Origin of the sequence: Streptomyces sp. PR69 (assembly GCF_026420845.1) — a bacterium.
GTDB lineage: Bacteria > Actinomycetota > Actinomycetes > Streptomycetales > Streptomycetaceae > Streptomyces.
Genome location: NZ_JAOWCB010000004.1, coordinates 120111 through 140446, shown reverse-complemented (window position 1 = coordinate 140446; position 20336 = coordinate 120111). Strand labels below are relative to the sequence as shown.

Here is a 20336-nt window from a genome sequence, read left to right as displayed (position 1 = left end):
CTGCCCGCATTCAGGAGTTCATCGTTCCCACCCCTGTGGTCTCCGGCTGACATCCACTCGATCCGCGCGCTCGGAGCGCGCCGCCGGGGCCACCCTTCGAAGGGTTCCCCTTGTCCAACGCTTCGCTCCACCCGTCTTCTGCTGATCAGCACCCGCTCGCCGTCTACGGCTGGGACCAGGGCTGGGAGGCCGAGTTCGCTTCGTACGCCCTCCAGGGCCTGGTGCCCGGCCGGGTCGTCCGTGTCGATCGCGGCCAGTGCGACGTGGCCACCCCTGACGGCGTCGTCCGTGCCGACACCGCGTTCGTCGTTCCCCATGACCCGATGAAGGTCGTGTGCACCGGCGACTGGGTCGCCGTCGACTCCGGGGGTCGTGATCCGCGGTACGCGCGAACGATCCTGCCTCGGCGGACGGCCTTTGTGCGGTCGACGTCGTCCAAGCGTTCCGAGGGCCAGGTGCTGGCCACTAACATCGATCACATCGTCATCTGTGTGTCGCTCGCGGTCGAACTCGACCTCGGGCGGATCGAACGGTTCCTGGCGCTCGCGCTGTCCAGTTCGAGCGGTGAGGCACTGCTGCGTACGCCGGCGGACTCCTGGGAGAGCGGCGCACAGCCGCTCGTCGTGCTCACCAAGGCGGACCTGGTGCCCGACGCGACGGGCCTGGCGCATCTGGTCCAGGACGTGCAGACCACCGCGCCCGGAGTGCAGGTGCTGCCCGTCAGCGCGACGGCGGGCCACGGCGTGGACGTCCTCGCCGCGATCGTCTCCGGCGGTACGAGCGTGCTGCTCGGCGTCTCCGGCGCGGGCAAGTCGACGCTCGCCAACGCGCTGCTCGGCGAGGACGTGATGGAGGTGCAGACCACCCGCGACGTCGACGGCAAGGGCCGACACACCACCACGACCCGCAATCTGCTCGCCCTGCCGGGCGGGGGCGTGCTGATCGACACGCCGGGGCTGCGGGGGGTCGGCCTGTTCGACGCCGGAAGCGGCGTCGAACAGACCTTCTCGGAGATCGAGGAGCTCGCCGAGCAGTGCCGCTTCCACGACTGCGCCCACCGGTCCGAGCCCGGCTGCGCCGTCCTCGCCGCGATCGACGACGGCACACTGCAGCACCGGCGGCTCGACAGCTACCGGAAGCTGGTCCGCGAAAACCGGCGCAACGTCGCCAAGACGGACGCCCGCCTCCGGGCGAACATCCGCAAGGAATGGAAACGCCAGGACGCCTTCGGCCGCGCGGCCCGCGCCGCCAAGGAGGGCCACGGCCTGCCGTAGCCCGGGGGGCTGCCGCCCTCCCGGCCCCCCTTGGGGGGAGGAGGTGCGGGGCGGCAGCTTCGCACCGCCGCGCCAGAGCCTTTCCGGCTCCGGGCGCCCGGCGTCGCAGGCCCGCGCTGCCGCCGTTCCCCTCCAGGGGTGGCGGCTGGGCGCTACCGCCCCGTCGGGGGACGTGTGCTGCGGGCGCGGGCCCGTGCTGGTGCAGGGGCTCTGCCTCTGGCTCCGGGGCGGTGGTTTCGCGCAGCCGCGCTGGGGGCCTGCGCTCACGCCGGGGGCTCGCGCCAGTTCCTCCCCTGGGGACGGGGCTCCGTGCTGAGGGACAGCCCCGGTGGCGCGATCCACACCGGACCCGTCCCCGTCCCCTGCCGGGGTGCGGGTTGGGGCCCGCGGCCCGGGGGCTCGCGCTTTCTGCCGGGGGCTGTGTCGGCGCTGGGGGTTCTGCCGCCGAGCCCCGCACGGGGGAGCGCGGCCCTCCGCGGGCTGTCCCGCTCGCTCCAGGCCCCATAGGCCGCGCGCGGGGCGGCCGGGCGTCCCCGGCAGCCGCACGGCCGTGCCGCGTGGGGCGCAGCCCCCGCCGGCCTACCCCGGAGGGAGTCTGGGGCGGAGCCCTCAGTTACGGGAAGTGGGGGTCCCCACGCCCCACGCCCCAGGGCGCAGGGGGAGGGCGGGGGAGGGGAAGAACACCCCCGCCTCAACCACTTAGCACCGCTCCCATCCACGCCCCCACAATCACCAGACACGTAAACAGCTCCACCAGCACACTCGTCCCCACCGCCCGCATCACCGCCCTCGTCGACGCCATCGCCGCCCCATGACCGCCCAGACGGAAGCGTTCGCAGGTGTAGATGCCGCCGATGAAACCGAGCACCCCGCCGATCACGGGCAGCAGGAAGAAACCCGCGATCGAGCCCGCGCCGGCGAAGACGGCCATGCGTCTGGTGACGCCCACCTCCCGGATGCGGCGCGGTGGCAGCTGCCACACCACGACCTGGTTGACCAGCAGCAACACCGTCGTGGCGACCAGCAGCACCCAGGCGAGACCGGACTGGTCCTGCATCGCCCACCACAGGACCGCGGCCCACACCAGCCAGGTCCCCGGAACCCCGGGAATCAGCACCCCGAGCACGCCCAGCAGCATCACCGCCCCGACCATCAGGAGCTGCCACACGCCCATCTGCCCAGAGTGCAGGATCTGGATCACTCACGCAGTTCGCGTGCCACCCAGCCCCGCTCATACGCGTGCCAGCCCAGCTGGAGCCGTGTTGTGACGCCCGCCAGCTCCATCAGCCCCTTCACCCGGCGCTGCACCGTCCGCAGCCCCAGGTCCAGCTGCTTGGCGGCGCTCGCGTCCGTCAGTCCGGCCAGCAGCAGCGAAAGGATCTCCAGGTCGACCGCGTCCGGCCCCGGCGCCCGCCCTTCCTCCGGCGCCCCGCGCGCGCCGAGCCGCAGCGGGAGCGCCTCCCGCCAGACCGCCTCGAAGAGGCCCGACAGCGACTCCAGCAGCCCGCTGGCGTGGACCACGAGGGCCGCGGGCTCGGCGCGCCGGCCGGTCAGCGGCAGCATCGCCAGCGCCCGGTCCGCGATCACCAGCCGGGTCGGCACCCGCTCTGCCGCCCTGACCTGCTCACCGCGGCCCAGCGCCGCCGACAGCCCGGCCACCCCGTCCGGCAGCGACAGCGCCTCCCGTTCCACCACGACCCGGTACGAAACCCCCCGCCCCGCCGCCTCCACCGCGCTGGGCCCGCCGGTCACCAGGGCGCACACCTCCTCGTCCGCACCGAGCTGCAGCTGCAGCAGCCGGTGCGCCACCGCGCTCGCGCCGGTCACCACCTCCACCAGGTCGTGCACCCCGGACTCCGCGCCCCCCGCCGCCTCCGCCCGGTACTCCTCGGCCAGCACCGCCGCCGCCAGCTCGGCCTGCTCCAGCTCATGCCGCTGCCGGGTGAGCAGCGCGCCCAGCGCGACGCCGGGCGGGGCCGCCACCCACCGCCCCGCACACGCCGACGAGCGGGCGACCAGCCCCCGGCGCTCCAGCTGCCGCAGCGCCCGCTCCGTGTCCGGCTCGGGCAGTGCGAGCCGATGCGCCAGATCGGCCGCCTCCGCGGCCCCCAGCGCGACCAGCGCGCGGTACGCCGACTCCTGCCGCGCGTCGAGACCTATCGCTCCCAGCACCAGACTCCCGCCCCCTCCGCCGGACCATTTGTCGCATTGTGCTTTTTCGCCGCGCTCCGTTTTCGTCCGGCCCGCCCGGTGGACAATAAGGGCATGAGTCAACAGGGGGAGAGGCCTCCCACCGAAGACGAGTGGTGGAACAGGCTGTACGGCGAACCCGAATCCACCGCGGACACGGGCCCCGGCCGACGGGCGGGCGACACTCTGGACGATCGATTCGCCTCCGCCGCAGGCACGGTGACGGGCCGTCCGCGCGCCTGGTGGGAAGCCTCGCCGCCGCCCGGCCCGCCGCCGGAGCAGCCCCCGGAACCACGCGAACCACCCGAGCCGCCTGAGCTCCCCGAGCCGCCTGAGCTCCGCGAGGTCCCCGAAGTCCCGGAACAGCGGCCGGCCCGTCCGCCCGCGCAAGCCCCCCGGCCGGCACCGCTCGAACAGCCGCCTCCGCAGGCGCCCCCGCCGCGCCCCGCCGTACCGCCGCAGCCGGCCCCGCCGCCCCTGCCGCGGCCGGAGCCGGCCGCCGCGCGGCCGCCCGCGATGCCCCGCCCCGCCACCGGAGTCGTCGGCGGCGGACCGCCCACCTATGAGGCGGAGCCCACCGCGCTGCCGCCCGCCCGCCCGGACACACTCGGCGAACTCACCGCGGACACCGTCCTCGACGGCGCGCGCTATGGCTCGTACACCCTGCGCGCCGCGTCCGTCCGCGGCGACTCCGCGCGCTACCGCGGGGAGCCGCGCCGAGACGCGCTGCTCACCGCCCGCTTCGGCGGCGGCGAGACCGGGCTCGTCCTGGTGGCCGTCGCCAGCGGGGCCCGCGCCGCCGAGGGCGCGCACCTCGCCGCGGCCGACGCCTGCCGCTGGATCGGCACGGCCGTGGGCCGCAGCCACGACCGCCTCGCCGAGGACATCAGGGCGGGCCGCCGCGGCGACCTCAAGTCCGGACTGCACCGGCTCACCGACCGCACCCTCGGCAGACTGCGCGCCCGCGCGGCTGAACGCGGCGCGGGGCCGGAGGAGTACACCGCGGTCCTGCGCTGTCTGCTGCTCTCCGGCGACCCCGCCTGCCGTACGCGCGTCTTCTTCGGCGTCGGCGGCGGGGGGCTGTTCCGGCTGCGCGACGGCGTCTGGCAGGACATCGAACCGCTGCTGCCCGAGCCGCCCGCCGCGGCCGACGGCGGCCCCGCGGCCGGTGCCGGGGCCGCAGAACAGACCCCGGAGGGCGACCGGCTCACCATGGACCTCGGCATCCCGACGCCTCAGTCCCCGTATATCGAGCCTCCTCCGCCGCCACCCGCCGAACCGTTCCGTTTCCGGGCCTCCGTGGCCCGCCCGGGCGACGCGCTGCTGCTGTGCAGCGCGGGGCTGGCAGAACCGCTGCGCGGCGAGCCCGCCCTCGCCGGGGAACTGGCCGGGCGCTGGGCCGACGGCGAGCCCCCCGGCCTCGCCGCCTACCTCGCCGACGTCCAGCTGCGGGTGAAGGGCTACGCCGACGACCGCACGGCCGTGGCCGTCTGGGAGGCCCGCTGACCCGCCGGGCGCTCACGCGGGCGTCAGCCGCAGCGTCAGGATCTGGAAGGGCCGCAGCCGCACCCGCACCCCCTCGTCCGCGCCCTCGGCGGCGTCGGAGTCGGCGTCTTCGAGTGGGCGCTCCAGCAGATCCGTCACCTGCGCCCGTACGAAGGGGAAGCCGGGGCGCAGCACCGTGTCGGCCCGCCCGCCTGCCGACTCGTACAACCGCACGATCACATCCCCGCTCCTGTCCTCGGCGAGTTTGACCGACTCGACGGTCACCGACGGATGCCCGGTGTCCGCCAGCGGCTCGCCGTCCGGCACGGCCGCCGCAGGCCGCAGCGGCAGATTGAGCGCCAGACCCTCGCGTACGGCGTCCGGCACCCCGCCGCCGGGCAGCAGCGCATAGCGGAAGCGGTGCACCCCTACGTCCGCCGCGGGGTCCGGGCTGTGCGGGGCGCGCAGCAGAGTGAGGCGTACGGTCGTGCCCAGCCCCTCCGGGTGCGGGGTACGGGTCACCTCATGGCCGTATGTGGAGTCGTTGAGGACCGCGACGCCGTAGCCGGGCTCGGCCACCCGCAGCCAGCGGTGCGCGCAGATCTCGAAGCGGGCCGCGTCCCAGCTGGTGTTCTCATGCGCCGGCCGGTGCACATGGCCGAACTGGATCTCGGATGTGGAGCGTTCCGCGTGCACATCGAGCGGAAACGCGGCCTTGAGGACCTTCTCCGACTCCCGCCAGTCGACCTCGCAGACGACGTCGACGCGTCCGCTGCCGCCCGCCAGCCGGATGTCCTGGGTGACGCGGGAGTCGCCGAAGACGCGCACGACGCGCACGGCGGCGCGCAGCGGTCCCTCCTCGGTGAGCTCCACCGAGTCGGCGGCGGTCAGATCGGTGTGCCGACGCCGGTAGTGGCGGTCGATGTCCCAGGCGTCCCACTGGTTGGGGTGATCGGGGTGCAGCTGGAGCAGATTGCCGCGGCCGCCGGGCGCCAGCGCCTCACGACCTGCGGTCAGGTCGTACACGGAGGTCAGCAGCCCGTCGCGGTCGACGGTCACTCGCAGCAGCCCGTTGTCCAGCGTGATCCCGCCGGCCGCGGCCTCGGCCCGCACCGGCGGCGCGCCCGTGTCGCGGCAGCGGCCGACGGCGTGCGGGCCGGCCGTGACCGGGGCGAGCACCCGCCCGTCGGCGAGCGGCTGCGCCGGCACCCCCTGCGGCACCTGGGAGGGGGCGAGCGCGATGGCCTCCCCGCGTGGATACGGGCAGGAGTTCAGCACCCCCGGCGACGCCGCGCCGCCCGCCTGCGCCAGTGTCGCGGCGGCGGAGTCGGTGAGCTGCTCCAGTTCGCGGCGCACCTCCTCGTATGTCTGCCGGGCCTCCCGGTGCACCCAGGCGATCGACGATCCCGGGAGGATGTCGTGGAACTGGTGCAGCAGCACCGTCTTCCACAGGCGGTCCAGCGTTTCGTAGGGGTAGCGGTAGCCCGGTGCGCGCAGCGCCGCCGCGACCGCCCACAGCTCGGCCTGGCGCAGCAGATGCTCGCTGCGCCGGTTGCCCCGCTTGGCCGCCGCCTGGGTGGTGTACGTGGCGCGGTGCAGCTCCAGATAGAGCTCGCCGGACCAGACGGGGGCCGCCGCGCCGTACTCCTCCTCGGCCGCGGCGAAGAACGCCGACGGCTTCTCCACCGTGACCCGGGGCGAGCCCTCCAGGTCGCGCAGCCTGCGGGCCTTCTCCAGCATCTCCCGGGTGGGGCCGCCGCCTCCGTCGCCGAAGCCGAACGGGACCAGTGAGCGGGTGGCCCGCCCCTTGTCGGCGAAGTTGCGCTCCGCGCGGGCCAGTTCCGCCGCATGGAGCCGGGAGTTGTAGGTGTCCACGGGCGGGAAGTGCGTAAAGACCCGCGTCCCGTCGATGCCCTCCCACCAGAAGGTGTGGTGCGGCATCCTGTTGAACTGGTTCCAGGACAGTTTCTGGGTGAGGAACCACCGCACCCCGGCGAGCCTCGCCAGCTGCGGGAAGGCGGCGGTGTAGCCGAAGGAGTCGGGCAGCCAGATCTCCTCGGTCTCCACCCCCAGCTCCTCGGCGAAGAACCGCTTGCCGTGCACAAGCTGCCGCGCCAGCGCCTCCCCGCCGGGCATATTGGCGTCGGACTCCACCCACATGGAGCCCACCGGCGCCCAGGTCCCGTCCGCCGCGGCCCGCTTGACGCGCTCCCAGATATGCGGCTGGTGCTCTTTCACCCAGGCGTACTGCTGAGCCTGTGAGCAGGCGAAGACCAGCTCCGGGTAGTCGGCGGCGAGCGCCGTGACATTGGCGAAGGTACGGGAGGCCTTGCGCACGGTCTCCCGCAGCGGCCACAGCCACGCCGAGTCGATATGGGCGTGCCCGGCGGCCGACACGCGGTGCGCGGAAGGCGCGGCCGGCCGGGAGAGCGCACCGGCCAGCTCGGCGCGCGCGGCGGCCGCGGTGGACGCGACATCGTGCAGATCGAGTGTGTCCAGCATGTTCTCCAGGGCGCGCAGGATCTCATGACGCCGTGAACGGTCCGCGGGCAGCTCATGCATCAGCTCGGACAGCACCTCGATGTCCAGCACGAGATGCCAGACCTGTTCATCGAGCACGGCGAGGCCCGCGGAGGCGAACCGGTACAGGGGGCGGTCCCCGGCGGTCAGCACATCCCCGAGGGGCGTCGGTGCGAAGCCGCCGTGCAGCACGGCCGGGTTGGCGGCGGCCTCCAGCAGCAGCCGCACCTCCTCGCCGCCGGCCGCGGGGGCCGCGATCGGGACATGGCGGTTCTGCGGATGGACTCCTTTGAGGGGGACGCCCTGTGCGTCGTACACCAGCCCCTCCGCCTGGAAGCCGGGGGCGTCCCCGCCGAACCCCGGGTCGATCACCGCCTCCACCCGCCGCCCCGCCCATGCCCGCGGCACCGTTCCGTCGAGCCGGAACCAGCTCGTGGACCACGGGGGTCCCCACGGCGTTCCGGTCGCAAACGGCTCGAAGCGGGCCATGAGCGCCTGTGAGACGGGCGCCGGCTCACCCGGCACATGCCATGCCGAAATCGACAGCGGCAGTTCTTCCGCGTACTGCGCGGGCCGGATGAACTGATGCAGGGCGCGCTCCATGCGTCGCTCCACCAGCATGCGGTCGTCATGCATCACGATTCCTTTCGCCGGTCCCCGGGCGGTCGGCCCGGCCGTCTTCCGGCTGGTTTTCCGATAGTTGACGAATGGACATGAGTGGTGTTCCCCGCGTGGGGCATGCATCCCGTGAGCGTGTTCGAGAGAAGGGGACATGGCGACGTGCGGGTGGGGATGATGAGTGTGCATACAGGGGCCGAGCCCGCGGAGTGCGGGCCCGGATGCAAATCATCGACGGCCGTGGAGGGGGAAGAGGTCCGGCCGGCGGGCGGGGAGGTCCGGCTGCGCCGCCGGCTGGGCTCGGCCGATCTCGCCGCGGTGCCGGAGTTACGCCATTCGCTGCGGCAGGCGCTGCCGCGCTGGACGCGCTCGGGTGCAAGGACGGCGGATGTCGCGGAGCTGCTCGCCAGCGAGCTGGTCACCAATGCGCTGATACACACCGATCATGGTGCGGTGGTCACGGCCACCGTGGCAGGCTCCACACTCCGGGTGGAGGTCAGAGATTTTATGCCGGGGCTGCCGGTGCCCGAGGTGACCGCGTCGCCGCCAGGCGCCGCCGGCGACGATCTCAACGATCTCAACGATCTCAACGATCTCAACGAACTCGACGATCTCGACGAACTCGGCACGCACGGCAGGGGCCTGATTCTGGTGGAGAGCCTCGCGGACGCCTGGGGCATACGGACACAGGCAGTGGGCAAAGTGGTCTGGTTCGAACTGCGCGGGCATGAGCCGGAGGGGCCGGCCTGAGACAGGCACGACCCCTCCGCCGTCGTCTATCCGCGGCGCTCAGCCGAACTGCTGCTCCAGGTCTTTGAGTTTCTGCTCCAGAGAGTCGAGACGCGGCAGGGTCTGAGTGTCGTCCTCGGCGGTGAGGTCCACCGTGCGCGGCGCAACGCCCTGTGGATGCGGCGCTGCCTTAACGGCCTGAAGGGAGGGCCGGGAGCCTGCGGCAGGCGAGCTCCCGGGGCTGGGGCGAAGCGGCAGGTGTCCCTGCTCGGCTATGGCAGGCTCCACGACGGAGCCGGGGGAGCCGACGGAGCCGCCCTTCTGGCCATGGCCATGGCCATGCCCGTTTCCATGGCCGTGCCCGGCCCCTGAGCCGGGGCTCAGCATCTGCATCTCGGTGACCTGCATCTCCGTCACCTGCATCTCGGCGGCAAGCTCCGGGGGACGGCTGACCTGGCCCCGCCCCCAGGCCCGGTGCTGGCGGTTGATGGCCTTGATCTGAGCCCTTTCCCGCTTCTCCCGGTCCCGCATGCGGAGACGGTTCTGCTGCTTCTGCCGCCGGTCCTCGCGTACTTCCTCCACCGCCTCGTCCAGCGTCCGCACGCCCTCCAGCAGCATCAGCGACCATGCGCCGAAGGTCTCGCGCGGTGCGCGCAGCCATCGCACCACCCGGATCTGCGGCAGCGGCCGGGGCACCAGACCCTGCTCGCGCAGTGCGGACCTGCGGGTCTGTTTGAGCGCACGGTCGAACAGCACGGCAGCGGAGAGCGACATCCCGGCGAAGAAGTGCGGCGCGCCCGCGTGGCTGGCGCCGCGCGGCGCATGCACCCAGTTGAACCAGGCGGCCGCCCCGGCGAACGTCCACACGAGCAGCCGGGAGCCGAGGGCGGCGTCGCCGTGGCTGGCCTCGCGCACGGCGAGGACGGAGCAGAACATGGCCGCGCCGTCGAGGCCGAAGGGCACCAGATACTCCCACCCCCCGGAGAGGTTCAGGTTCTGCCGGCCGAAGCCGACGAGGCCGTGGAAGGAGAGCGCGGCGGCCACCGCGGCACAGCAGAAGAGAAGGCCGTAGGAGGCGGTGCCGTAGATCGCCTCTTTGCGCCGTCGGCGCTGCTCGCTGCGTTCCCAGGAGTCGTCGGACGACGCGGCCTTCTCATCGGCGCGCTTGCTGCGCGCAGCCACCGCCACCGCCACCACGACCCCCACGAGCAGCACGCCGCCCGGAAGCAGCCAGTCCAGCGTTATGTCGGTCAGTCTCATGACGGTGTTCCCTAGGTTCCTTGCGTAGCGGTAGGCATTTCGGCGGCCATATTGGCCGAAGATCCGCCAGTCACACGCCGATTCTTGGCAAGAGAACGCCATTGAGTCTGCAAGGCATTCGGATAGGTGCGATCTGGTCGAACACCTCTATGGACTGCCTGAGTTGAGTTCGAATAACGCCACACGTGCGTGTGAAGCAGGGCAACCGGAAATGATCGGAAAGGTTTCCGGGGGGATGGACGGGATCGAGGTGAAAGGAGTGGTTCAGACGGACTGGCTGAGCCTGTCGATCCGGTCGGCGTCACAGGTGCGCGGGCAGGTGACGCAGGTGTCGTCGGGGCGCAGGGTGTAGAAGAGGCAGCAACTGGCCCGGTCCCGTGTGGGCAGCGGCTCGCCGCCGGGCCCCGTCAGCTCACGGAAGCCGGCCGTGCCGACGTACGGCTTGGTGGCCCCTGGCAGCAGCCGCTCCAGCTCCGCTACGGCCCGCCGTTCCTCCCCGAGCAGATGTGCGATGTACCACAGTCCCTCGACGATCTCGTCCGTGGCCATGCCCCACAGCGCCCGCTTGCCCCGGCGCACCCGGGGCCGGAAACCGTCCAGCACGGGCTCGATGTGCTCGGCGACCGCGCCGCGCACCTCGGCGCGCAGCGCCTCCTCGCCGGGGACGACACGGGCGCCCGGCAGAGTGGCGGCGGGGTCGTCCGGCAGACAGGCGAATTCGCGGACGCGTACGGTCATACGGCCCAGAGCGCGATGGAAGGCGACGGACTCGACGGGCACGCGCGGCACCCTGCGCAGCATGAACCAGGGCACGGTGACCAGCAGACAGGCCGGCCAGGCGTAACGGTGCAGCCCGAAGCTGGCGATCACATCGGGGCGGGCCCGCTGTCCGTAGTCCCGCTGCACCTGGGCGTCGTCCCAGGCGAGGAAGGCATCAAGGGCCTCGCCGCCGGCCGCCAGCTCCGGCGCTCCCACCCAGCCGTCCCCGGACGGCGGCCGCTCGCCCTCCGCCAGCTCCGTCACGCGCAGCCCGGGGAACACCTCGGCCAGACGCGCATAAGCATCCGCGACGGGTGAGGCAAGGCCGGGGAGCACAGCGGGCACGGTCATGGAAGGACCACCGAATCGCGATCGTTGGCAGGTTAGCCTTACCTTACCCGATGCGATCGATGTTTGAACTGTGACCTCGTCCGCCTATCGTGCACAGGGGCCCCGCACAGCGCGCGCCGGGCCGGGTGGAACGCCCCGAGGAGGACCCGAGTGGAGCAGGTCAGAACGCAGGCCCCGGCAGAGCCGGCCGCGTCCGCCGCCCGTGTCCCGCGGATGCCGGGAGCGCCCCGCGCCCAGGCGGCCGTCGAGCGAGCCTCCGGCAGCCCCCGCATCCCGGGGCAGGTCCGCGGGGAGCACACCCACAGCGAACCGCCCGCCCCCGCAGTCCCCTCCGTCCCCGCGGTCCCCTCAGCTCCGCCGGCCGCGCGCGCCGTGCGGCGGCACTCGGTGCGCGCCCAGATCCTCACGGCGCTGCGCGCCGCCCTCGCCGACGGCGAACTGACCCCGGGCGAGGTGTACTCCGCCCCCGCCCTCGGCGAGCACTTCGGCGTCTCGGCCACCCCCGTACGGGAGGCGATGCAGCAGCTCGCGGCCGAGGGGGCGGTCGAGGTCGTCCCCAACCGCGGTTTCCGCGTCACCGTGCGCACCCCGCGCGAACTGGCCGAACTCGCCGAGGTCCGCGCGCTCCTCGAAGTACCGGTGCTGCTCCGCCTGGCCCACACGGTCCCCGCCGAACGCTGGGCCGCCCTGCGGCCCCTGGCCGAGGCGACCGCGGCGGCCGCCGCGGTCGGCGACCGCGCGGAATACGCGGAGGCCGACCGCGCCTTCCACCGCGCGGTCCTCTCCCTCGCGGGCAACGACCAGCTGGTGAGCATCGCCGACGATCTGCACCGCCGTGCCCAGTGGCCGCCGCACAGCGCCCCCGCCACCCGCCGGGCCGCCCTGCTCGCCGACGCGGCGGAGCACACGGCCCTGCTGGACGCGCTGACCGCACAGGACCTCACGGCGGTCCGGTCCCTGGTCCGCGAGCACTTCACCGGCGCCTGAGAGCCATGCCCGGCCCATGGGGCCGGACTACCCTGGAAGGCCGGAGACGGTCGAGCGGGGGTGCGAGCCGAGATGGGCGACGAGCACAAGGACGAGCACAAGGACAGGCGCGAGGACGGGCGCAAGGACGGGCATCAGTCCGGGATATCCGACGAGGCCTGGGAGGCCTTTCAGCGCGACAGCGAAGGGCCCGCGCGGCTGCGCGCGCCCAAAGAGCCCTCCGCACGGGCACGGATGGTGACCGAGCGGCTCCGGCAGGAGGACGAGGCCGCCGCCCGCAGCCAGGGGAAGACGCGCCGCCGCGCCCGGCGCGGTGAGCCGGTACGGGCGGAGCCCGAGGGATGGCGCACCTGGACCGCCCAGCGCCGGCCCGTCCGGCGTCGTGGAGGGCGGTGGAGGGGGCTGGTGTGGGTGCTTGTGGCCGTCGTCCTCGTGCTGATCCTGCTGAACCCCGGCGGGGTGCTGGGCTGGCTCGGCGGCTAGGGCGGGCCTGAGGGCGTTTCTCCCCTGCCCCACCCCTTCCCGCAACTGGGGCTCCGCCCCAGACCCCGCTTTCCCGGGGGCTCCGCCCCCGGACCCCCGCGCCTCAAGCGCCGGCGGGGCTGCATTGTGCGGCCCCTTGCGCCTCAAGCGTCGGCGGGGCTGGATTTCTGGCCCTCGCGCCTCAACCTCCCCCAGCTACCGCTGGGCGATACCCTCAGGCGGGGCTTGATTGTGCGGCCCCTCGCGCCTGGGGCACCGGCGGGGCTGAATGTGCGCTTTCAAGGTCGGCGGGGCTGGGATTTGGCGCAGCCAGATCAAGCCCGTTGGGGGTACCCCTGGGGGCACCTCCGTGGGGGTACCCCTGGGGGCACCTCCCAGCGGTAGCTGGGGGAGGAGTCTGGGGGAGGTAGCTGGGGGAGGAGTCTGGGGGAGTTTGAGGACACGGCCTTCAGGCCGTACCGGGCGCGGCGGCGCGAAGCTGCCGCCTCCTGGGGCGCGGGGCGGCAGCCCCGCAGCCCCTCCCCCCGAGGGGGTCTGGGGGCGGAGCCCCCAGTTTCGGGAAGGGGAGGGGTGGGGGAGAAGCCCACCGCCCGCGCCCGTCACGGCTTCGAGCGCCCCGCCTGCGCGGGCACCTGCGGGGAAAACTGGTCCGTCAGCCAGACCGGGATGCCGCCGAGGAGGCGGAAGAGCCGGGCGGCCTCCTCGCGCAGCCGGCCCGCCTCCGGCTCCGTCTCGCACGCGGCCAGCGCCGCCAGCGCCGGAGCTGTGCCGATCAGATAGCCCAACTCCTCCCGGATGCGGAGGCATTCGGAGAAGCCGTGCCGCGCCTGGGCCAACTCGCCGTCCCGCAGGGCCAGTCCGGCCTGGTGGTGCCAGGTGAATGACAGCAGCAGCGCATCGCCCCGCGCCTCCGCGCCCGCGTGGGCGCGGCGATAGGCGGCGAGCGCCGCCTGCGGGGAGTTGGAGAGGTGCTCGGCCACCAGCCCGCGGCGGAAGTCCAGCAGCGGCCGCCCCGGCGAGGCCGGTGCGAGCAGCGCGGCCGCCCGGCCGAGCGCGGAGCGGGCCTCGTCGGCGCGGTCGCGCACTCCGAGCCGGGTCGCCGCGTATGCCAGCCGGCCGCGCTCGCAGGCCGCCGCCCCGCGCTCCTCGTCGGTCGCGGCGGTCGCCTCCGCCGTGCGCAGCGCGTCCTCCGCCTCCGCCCAGCCCTCCGCGGTGAACAGGCAGCGTTCGACGAGCAGCCCGGTGCGCTCCAGTGCCGCGGCGGGCTCGTCGGCGCGGTGGGCGAGCAGCGCCGCCGCGTCGGTCCAGCAGCCGCGTGAACGCAGCCGCCATACCGCGGTCTGGAGGGGATCGTCACCTGCAGTGGTTCCGGAACCAGACATGGCGGTATGCGCCACTTGCCCTCCCCGAGCACGCCATTGAGCTGTTGGGTCCAAGCCGATGCCTCAAAGCCGTTGACCGGCGAGCCGACCGGCCGACCAGTCGTCGGGCCGGAGCTGCCGGGTCAGACGGAATCTCAGCATGGAACGGCATGCCGGGCCAAGGGGTGCAGGTGAATCAGTTCACAATCACCCCCAGGGGGTGGCCCGTCGGCCATGGTGCGGGCCGTCAGCTCATCCGCAGGGCCAGGAAGAAGTCCAGCTTGTCTTCAAGCCGCGACAGATCACGGCCTGTCAGCTGTTCGATCCGGCCCACCCGGTACCGCAGCGTGTTGACATGCAGATGCAGCCGGGCCGCACAGCGCGTCCAGGAGCCGTCGCAGTCGAGGAACGCCTCCAGCGTCGGGATCAGCTCCGCGCGGTGCCGCCGGTCGTAGTCGCGCAGCGGATCGAGCAGCCGGGCCGTGAACGCGCGGCGCACATCGTCCGGCACGAACGGCAGCAGCAGCACATGGGAGGCCAGTTCGTGGTGGCCGGCCGCGCACACGGGGCCCGGCCGGGCCGCGGCCACCCGGCGGGCGTGCCGGGCCTCTTCCAGCGCCCCGCGCAGCCCCTCCGCGGAGTGCACCGCGGCGCTGACGCCGAGGGTGAGACGGCCGTCGTCGGCGAGACCGGCGGACAGCGGTTCGCGGACGGAGGCGAGCAGTTCGTCGGCGTGCAGCCCCGCCTCGGCGGTGTCGGTCTCGCCGGACTCGGGGTCGACGGGGACGGCGGACGCGGGCAGCGGCACCAGCGCGACCGCCTCCTCGCCCGTGTGGGCGACGGCGATCCGGTCCGCGGGGTCGGAGCCCGGGGCCGCCGGGTCCACCAGGATCTCCTCCAGCAGCGACTGGGCGACCGCCCCCGCCTCGACGGCCGGGCCCGCGGCCGGGGCCGTGGCGGGCGCGCCCGCCGCCGTCGTGCCTTCCGGGGTCTCCCAGTCCACACGCGCCACCACGACCTGCCAGTGCGGCGCCGCGCCGAGCCCCGGCAGCAGCACGGGGGCGGCCACGCGCAGCCGGGCGGCGATCTCCGCGGGCGGGGCGCCGGTCTGGACCAGCTCCAGGACTTCCTGGGCAAGCCGCCGCCGTACCGTGCGAGCCGCTTCCCGGCGGTCCCGTTCGACCGCGATCAGCTGGGTGACGCCCTGGAGCAGATCCAGCCGCGCCGCCGGCCAGTCGCCCGCGTCCGCCTCCACCGCCAGCAGCCAATCGGACAGCACCGTCTCCCGCACATCCCGGGAGGCGGGAGCGGCCCCACGGCCCGAATTACGGATCGGGAAGAGGGAATAGGTGGATCCGCCTACTACCGCGCGGTACGGGGCCCGCCGCCCCGCCCGGGAGGCGGCCAGGTGTTCACCCGCGAGGGCGGCGCTCACGCCGGTGGGAAGCGGCTCTCCGGCGCCCGCGATGCGACGGCCCGACGGGGACAGCACCCAGGCACGAAGGTCCAGGTCAGAGCCGAGGAGATCGAGGACGACCTCCGGGCCGCCGCCCGCCGGGCCAGAGGTCATGAGCCGCCGGTGCCGGTCCACGACGGCTGCCAGATCGCCGGCCCGCTCGCCGGAGACCTGTCGTACGACATACTCAGTAATGGTCGCGAACGCAACGGATTCATTAACTGCAAAGAGTGGTAGTCGATGGCGCAAACACGCCTCGACCAAATCATCCGGAATGTCGCCCAGCTCGGCCTCGCCGGCGGCCAGACCGGCCACCCCCGCGCTCGCCAGAATCCGGACGAACGGCTCGGAGTCCTCCGCCGAACGCCGCCAGGCCAGGCCGGTGAGCACCAGCTCGCCGCCTGAGAGATAGCGGCTCGGGTCTCTCAGGTCGGTGGTCATCACGCCACGGACGCCGCGGTCGAGTTCCTCCTCGCCGCCGAGCAGCCGCAGCCCCAGCGCATCGGTCTCCAGCAGTGCGCGCAGCCGCATCTCGTCGCCGCCGATCTCTCTTGTCGTTGTCCGGTTGTCACCGGTGACCTGTGGCCATGGTTTCCGGGGGAAAACGGTGAGGTTACTGAGCCTCACCTTTCGTTCGAATCTACAAGACGAGACCGGCGGCCAGCCAACTCCTTCATGGTTTCGGTGACTGCACCCGGCTGGAAACGGCTTGTGTACTAGGCCACACAGCGTTAACGGCAGATGAATAACCAGTCGAGGGCCGACCGTCCCGGACCCGACAGCTCAAGACGGCGCATGACCTGCGACGACGCACCAGACGCACCAGACATATCAGGTGCACACCACGCATCAGACGCACCGAATGCAGCACAGCGCACCTGAGCCACCTGAGACACCTGAGGCACCTGACGCACCGGCCGCGACGACGCACGAGCTGCGACGAACGACCCCGATCACGAAGAAGAGAGCCACTCATGGACTTCCTTCGCCCCGCCAGCTGGGAGGAGGCGCTCGCCGCCAAGGCAGAGCACCCCACGGCTGTACCCATCGCGGGTGGCACCGACGTCATGGTCGAAATCAACTTCGACCACCGACGGCCCGAGTACCTCCTGGACCTGAACCGCATCGGCGAGCTGAGCGAGTGGGAGACCGGCGAGAAGACCGTCCGGCTCGGCGCCTCAGTGCCGTACACCGCGATCATGGAGCAGCTGCGGGCCGAGCTGCCGGGCCTGGCGCTCGCCTCGCACACCGTGGCCTCCCCGCAGATCCGCAACCGCGGCGGCGTCGGCGGCAATCTGGGCACCGCCTCCCCGGCAGGCGACGCCCACCCGGCGCTGCTCGCCGCCGGGGCCGAGGTCGAGGCCGAGTCGGTGCGCGGCAGCCGTCTGATCCCGATCGACGACTTCTACACCGGCGTGAAGCGCAACGCCCTCGCCCCGGACGAGCTGATCCGCGCCGTGCACATCAAGAAGGCCGCGGGGCCGCAGCAGTACTCCAAGGTCGGCACGCGCAACGCGATGGTGATCGCGGTCTGCGCCTTCGGCATCGCGCTGCACCCCGAGACCCGCACCGTGCGCACCGGCATCGGCTCCGCCGCCCCCACGCCGATCCGCGCCGAGGCCGCCGAGGAGTTCCTGAACGCCGCGCTGGACGAGGGCGGCTTCTGGGACAGCGGAAAGATCATCACTCCCTCGGTCGCCAAGCAGTTCGCGGAGCTCGCCTCCGCCGCCTGCAACCCCATCGACGACGTCCGCGGCACCGCCAAGTACCGCCGCCACGCCGTCGGCATCATGGCCCGCCGCACGCTCGGCTGGACCTGGGAGCAGTACCGCGGCGCCGGCCGCACCCTTGAAGGAGCTGCATAACCATGCGTGTCAATTTCACGGTCAACGGTCGTCCGCACGAAGCCGACGACGTCTGGGAGGGCGAGAGCCTTCTCTACGTACTGCGTGAGCGCCTGGGGCTGCCCGGCTCCAAGAACGCCTGCGAGCAGGGCGAGTGCGGCTCCTGCACGGTCCGCCTCGACGGGGTGCCGGTCTGCTCCTGCCTGGTCGCGGCCGGTCAGGCCGAGGGCCGCGAGGTCGTCACCGTCGAGGGCCTCGCCGACTACGCCAGGCAGCGCTCCGAGGGCGGCTGCGCCACGGGCGCCTGCGGCGGCGGCACGGAGTCCGGCGCCAGCATGGACGCCGCGAAGCGCTGGGAGGCGCGCCCGTCCGACGGCCAGACCGGTGAGCAGACGGACCTCGCGCCGATCCAGCAGGCGTTCATCGACGCCGGCGCCGTGCAGTGCGGCTTCTGCACCCCCGGTCTGCTGGTCGCGGCGGACGAGCTGCTGGAGCGCAACGCCCAGCCTTCCGACGCCGACATCCGCGAGGCGCTCTCCGGCAATCTGTGCCGGTGCACCGGCTACGAGAAGATCCTCGACGCGGTCCGCCTGGCGGCCGCCCGTCAGGGAGAGGCGGTCTGACCATGGCCACCACCGGCACCCCCACCAATCTCACCCAGGGCTCCAAGACCAAGGGCGGCATCGGCGAGTCCACGCTCCGCCCCGACGGCACCCTGAAGGTCACCGGCGAGTTCGCGTACTCCTCGGACATGTGGCACGAGGACATGCTCTGGGGCCACACACTGCGCTCCACGGTCGCGCACGCCGAGATCAGATCCATCGACATCTCCGAGGCCGTCGCCACGCCCGGCGTCTACGCGGTGCTGACCTACGACGACCTGCCGGCCGAGATGAAGAACTACGGCCTGGAGATCCAGGACACTCCGGTCCTCGCCCACGGCAAGGTCCGCCACCACGGCGAGCCGGTGGCCCTGGTCGCCGCCGACCACCCGGAGACCGCGCGCCGCGCCGCCGCCAAGATCAAGATCGATTACGCGGAGCTGCCGCTCATCACCGACGAGGCGTCCGCCACCGCGCCCGGCGCGGTGCTGGTCCACGAGGGCCGCGACGACCACCACGCCGGCCATGTCCCGCACCCGAACATCGTGCACCGCCAGCCGATCGTCCGCGGCGACGCCGACGAGGCCGCCAAGCGCGCCGACGTCATCGTCACCGGCGAGTACACCTTCGGCATGCAGGACCAGGCCTTCCTCGGCCCCGAGTCCGGCCTCGCCGTCCCCTGCGAGGACGGCGGCGTGGAGCTGTACGTGGCCACCCAGTGGCTCCACTCCGACCTGCGCCAGATCGCCCCGGTCCTCGGCCTGCCCGAGGAGAAGGTCCGGATGACGCTCTCCGGCGTCGGCGGCGCCTTCGGCGGCCGCGAGGACCTGTCCATGCAGATCCACGCCTGTCTGCTGGCGCTGCGCACCGGCAAGCCCGTCAAGATCGTCTACAACCGGTTCGAGTCCTTCTTCGGACATGTCCACCGGCACCCGGCGAAGCTCTACTACGAGCACGGCGCCACCAGGGACGGCAAGCTCACGCACATGAAGTGCAAGATCGTCCTGGACGGCGGGGCCTATGCCTCCGCCTCCCCGGCGGTCGTCGGCAACGCCGCCTCCCTCTCCGTCGGCCCGTACGTCGTCGACGACGTGGACATCGAGGCGTTCGCCCTCTACACCAACAACCCGCCCTGCGGCGCGATGCGCGGCTTCGGCGCGGTCCAGGCGTGCTTCGCGTACGAGGCCCAGATGGACAAGCTCGCGGCCAAGCTGGACATGGACCCGGTGGAGTTCCGCCGGCTCAACGCCATGGAGCAGGGCACGATCATGCCGACCGGGCAGCCCGTGGACTCCCCGGCCCCGGTCGCCGAGCTGCTGCGCCGCGTCAAGGCCATGCCGCTGCCGCCCGAGCAGCAGTGGGTGACCACCGAAGGCGCGGACGTACGCGCCCTGCCCGGCGGACTGTCCAACACCACCCACGGCGAAGGCGTCGTCCGCGGCGTCGGCTACGCGGTCGGCATCAAGAACGTCGGCTTCTCCGAGGGCTTCGACGACTACTCCACCGCCAGGGTGCGCATGGAGGTCGTGGGCGGAGAGCCGGTGGCCACCGTGCACACCGCGATGGCCGAGGTCGGCCAGGGCGGCGTCACCGTGCACGCCCAGATCGCCCGCACGGAGCTGGGCGTCACCCAGGTGACCATCCACCCCGCCGACACCCAGGTCGGCTCGGCCGGCTCCACCTCCGCCTCCCGCCAGACGTATGTCACCGGCGGCGCGGTCAAGAACTCCTGCGAGCTCGTCCGCGAGAAGGTCCTCGACCTCGGGCGCGCCAAGTTCGGCTCCTACCACCCCGCCTGGGCCACCGCGGAGCTGCTGCTCGAAGGCGGCAAGGTGGTCACCGACGGCGGCGAGGTCCTCGCCGATCTGACGGACGTCCTGGACGGCGAGGCCGTCGAGGTCGAGGCCGAGTGGCGGCACCGCCCCACCGAGGCCTTCGACCTGCGCACCGGCCAGGGCAACGGCCATGTCCAGTACTCGTTCGCCGCGCACCGCGCCGTCGTCGAGGTGGACACCGAGCTGGGCCTGGTCAAGGTGATCGAGCTGGCCTGTGCCCAGGACGTCGGCAAGGCGCTCAACCCGCTGTCCGTCGTCGGCCAGATCCAGGGCGGCACCACCCAGGGTCTGGGCGTGGCGGTCATGGAGGAGATCGTCGTCGACCCCAAGACCGCGAAGGTGCGCAACCCCTCCTTCACGGACTATCTGATCCCCACGATTCTCGACACGCCGACCATCCCCGTCGATGTGCTTGAGCTGGCCGATGAGCACGCCCCGTACGGGCTGCGCGGCATCGGCGAGGCCCCGACCCTGTCGTCCACCCCGGCCGTCCTCGCGGCGATCCGGAACGCGACGGGGCTGGAGCTCAACAGGACGCCGGTGCGGCCCGAGCACCTCACCGGCACCTGATCCCCCCACAAG

At 72.9% G+C, this 20336-nt stretch carries 15 protein-coding genes; 8 read left to right on the top strand and 7 right to left on the bottom strand.

The window, feature by feature from the left end; translation table 11 throughout:
• Positions 1-110 precede the first annotated feature (110 nt).
• Entirely contained in the window at positions 111-1274 is a 1164-nt protein-coding gene (gene rsgA, locus OF819_RS05395; protein ID WP_267242178.1) for a ribosome small subunit-dependent GTPase A, read from the top strand.
• Positions 1275-1965: 691 nt separating this feature from the next.
• On the opposite strand, the gene OF819_RS05390 is transcribed toward rsgA, so the two are convergent.
• Entirely contained in the window at positions 1966-2448 is a 483-nt protein-coding gene (locus OF819_RS05390) for a DUF456 domain-containing protein (protein WP_267242177.1), read from the bottom strand.
• A 23-nt stretch (positions 2449-2471) separates the two neighbouring features.
• Positions 2472-3446 (bottom strand): helix-turn-helix domain-containing protein, encoded by a 975-nt coding sequence (locus OF819_RS05385; protein ID WP_267242176.1) that lies wholly within the window; start codon positions 3444-3446, stop codon positions 2472-2474.
• Positions 3447-3539: 93 nt separating this feature from the next.
• On the opposite strand from OF819_RS05385, the gene OF819_RS05380 reads away from it, so the two are divergent.
• Entirely contained in the window at positions 3540-4970 is a 1431-nt protein-coding gene (locus OF819_RS05380; RefSeq protein ID WP_267242175.1) for a protein phosphatase 2C domain-containing protein, read from the top strand.
• A gap of 12 nt (positions 4971-4982) precedes the next feature.
• Here OF819_RS05380 and OF819_RS05375 read toward each other — a convergent pair whose 3' ends face one another.
• Entirely contained in the window at positions 4983-8105 is a 3123-nt protein-coding gene (locus tag OF819_RS05375) for an alpha-mannosidase (RefSeq protein WP_267242174.1), read from the bottom strand.
• Positions 8106-8327: 222 nt separating this feature from the next.
• Between OF819_RS05375 and OF819_RS05370 the strand changes: the two genes are divergently transcribed.
• Positions 8328-8837, top strand: coding sequence for an ATP-binding protein (locus OF819_RS05370; protein ID WP_267242173.1), 510 nt, complete (start codon positions 8328-8330; stop codon positions 8835-8837).
• A 39-nt stretch (positions 8838-8876) separates the two neighbouring features.
• Here OF819_RS05370 and OF819_RS05365 read toward each other — a convergent pair whose 3' ends face one another.
• Positions 8877-10076: a DUF2637 domain-containing protein gene (locus tag OF819_RS05365; RefSeq protein WP_267242172.1), complete on the bottom strand. Its 1200-nt coding sequence runs from the start codon at positions 10074-10076 to the stop codon at positions 8877-8879.
• A 264-nt stretch (positions 10077-10340) separates the two neighbouring features.
• Positions 10341-11186 (bottom strand): (2Fe-2S)-binding protein, encoded by an 846-nt coding sequence (locus OF819_RS05360; protein WP_267242171.1) that lies wholly within the window; start codon positions 11184-11186, stop codon positions 10341-10343.
• A gap of 213 nt (positions 11187-11399) precedes the next feature.
• Here OF819_RS05360 and OF819_RS05355 point away from each other — a divergent pair, with 213 nt between their 5' ends.
• Both OF819_RS05355 and OF819_RS05350 read left to right on the top strand, forming a co-directional pair.
• Positions 11400-12173, top strand: coding sequence for a GntR family transcriptional regulator (locus OF819_RS05355; RefSeq protein ID WP_267242323.1), 774 nt, complete (start codon positions 11400-11402; stop codon positions 12171-12173).
• Between the two features lie 72 nt (positions 12174-12245).
• Positions 12246-12656: a hypothetical protein gene (locus OF819_RS05350; protein WP_267242170.1), complete on the top strand. Its 411-nt coding sequence runs from the start codon at positions 12246-12248 to the stop codon at positions 12654-12656.
• A gap of 599 nt (positions 12657-13255) precedes the next feature.
• Here the strand turns inward: OF819_RS05350 and OF819_RS05345 are convergent.
• The gene (locus tag OF819_RS05345; protein WP_267242169.1) at positions 13256-14038 is read right to left on the bottom strand and encodes a hypothetical protein; all 783 of its coding nucleotides are present in this window, start codon (positions 14036-14038) and stop codon (positions 13256-13258) included.
• Positions 14039-14264: 226 nt separating this feature from the next.
• A complete protein-coding gene (locus OF819_RS05340; RefSeq protein WP_267242168.1) occupies positions 14265-16004 on the bottom strand; it encodes a PucR family transcriptional regulator in 1740 nt (579 codons plus the stop codon).
• 443 nt (positions 16005-16447) lie between these two features.
• On the opposite strand from OF819_RS05340, the gene OF819_RS05335 reads away from it, so the two are divergent.
• Genes OF819_RS05335 through OF819_RS05325 form a run of 3 tightly spaced genes read left to right on the top strand, consistent with a single transcriptional unit; the run spans position 16448 to position 20324 of the window.
• Complete coding sequence (locus OF819_RS05335; RefSeq protein WP_267242167.1) at positions 16448-17338, top strand: FAD binding domain-containing protein; 891 nt, start codon at positions 16448-16450, stop codon at positions 17336-17338.
• A 2-nt stretch (positions 17339-17340) separates the two neighbouring features.
• Positions 17341-17940 carry a (2Fe-2S)-binding protein gene (locus tag OF819_RS05330; RefSeq protein ID WP_267242166.1) on the top strand — a complete coding sequence of 200 codons (600 nt, stop codon included), beginning with the start codon at positions 17341-17343 and terminating at the stop codon, positions 17938-17940.
• A 2-nt stretch (positions 17941-17942) separates the two neighbouring features.
• Positions 17943-20324 carry a xanthine dehydrogenase family protein molybdopterin-binding subunit gene (locus tag OF819_RS05325; protein ID WP_267242165.1) on the top strand — a complete coding sequence of 794 codons (2382 nt, stop codon included), beginning with the start codon at positions 17943-17945 and terminating at the stop codon, positions 20322-20324.
• Positions 20325-20336 lie beyond the last annotated feature (12 nt).

Coding starts and splice junctions, on each gene's coding strand:
- OF819_RS05380 (WP_267242175.1), top strand. CDS start 3,540: ATGAGTCAACAGGGGGAGAGGCCTCCCACCGAAGACGAGTGGTGGAAC.
- OF819_RS05340 (WP_267242168.1), bottom strand. CDS start 16,004: ATGCGGCTGCGCGCACTGCTGGAGACCGATGCGCTGGGGCTGCGGCTG.
- OF819_RS05360 (WP_267242171.1), bottom strand. CDS start 11,186: ATGACCGTGCCCGCTGTGCTCCCCGGCCTTGCCTCACCCGTCGCGGAT.
- OF819_RS05345 (WP_267242169.1), bottom strand. CDS start 14,038: ATGTCTGGTTCCGGAACCACTGCAGGTGACGATCCCCTCCAGACCGCG.
- OF819_RS05330 (WP_267242166.1), top strand. CDS start 17,341: ATGCGTGTCAATTTCACGGTCAACGGTCGTCCGCACGAAGCCGACGAC.
- OF819_RS05355 (WP_267242323.1), top strand. CDS start 11,400: ATGCCGGGAGCGCCCCGCGCCCAGGCGGCCGTCGAGCGAGCCTCCGGC.
- OF819_RS05390 (WP_267242177.1), bottom strand. CDS start 2,448: ATGGGCGTGTGGCAGCTCCTGATGGTCGGGGCGGTGATGCTGCTGGGC.
- OF819_RS05325 (WP_267242165.1), top strand. CDS start 17,943: ATGGCCACCACCGGCACCCCCACCAATCTCACCCAGGGCTCCAAGACC.
- OF819_RS05335 (WP_267242167.1), top strand. CDS start 16,448: ATGGACTTCCTTCGCCCCGCCAGCTGGGAGGAGGCGCTCGCCGCCAAG.
- OF819_RS05350 (WP_267242170.1), top strand. CDS start 12,246: ATGGGCGACGAGCACAAGGACGAGCACAAGGACAGGCGCGAGGACGGG.
- OF819_RS05375 (WP_267242174.1), bottom strand. CDS start 8,105: ATGCATGACGACCGCATGCTGGTGGAGCGACGCATGGAGCGCGCCCTG.
- OF819_RS05365 (WP_267242172.1), bottom strand. CDS start 10,076: ATGAGACTGACCGACATAACGCTGGACTGGCTGCTTCCGGGCGGCGTG.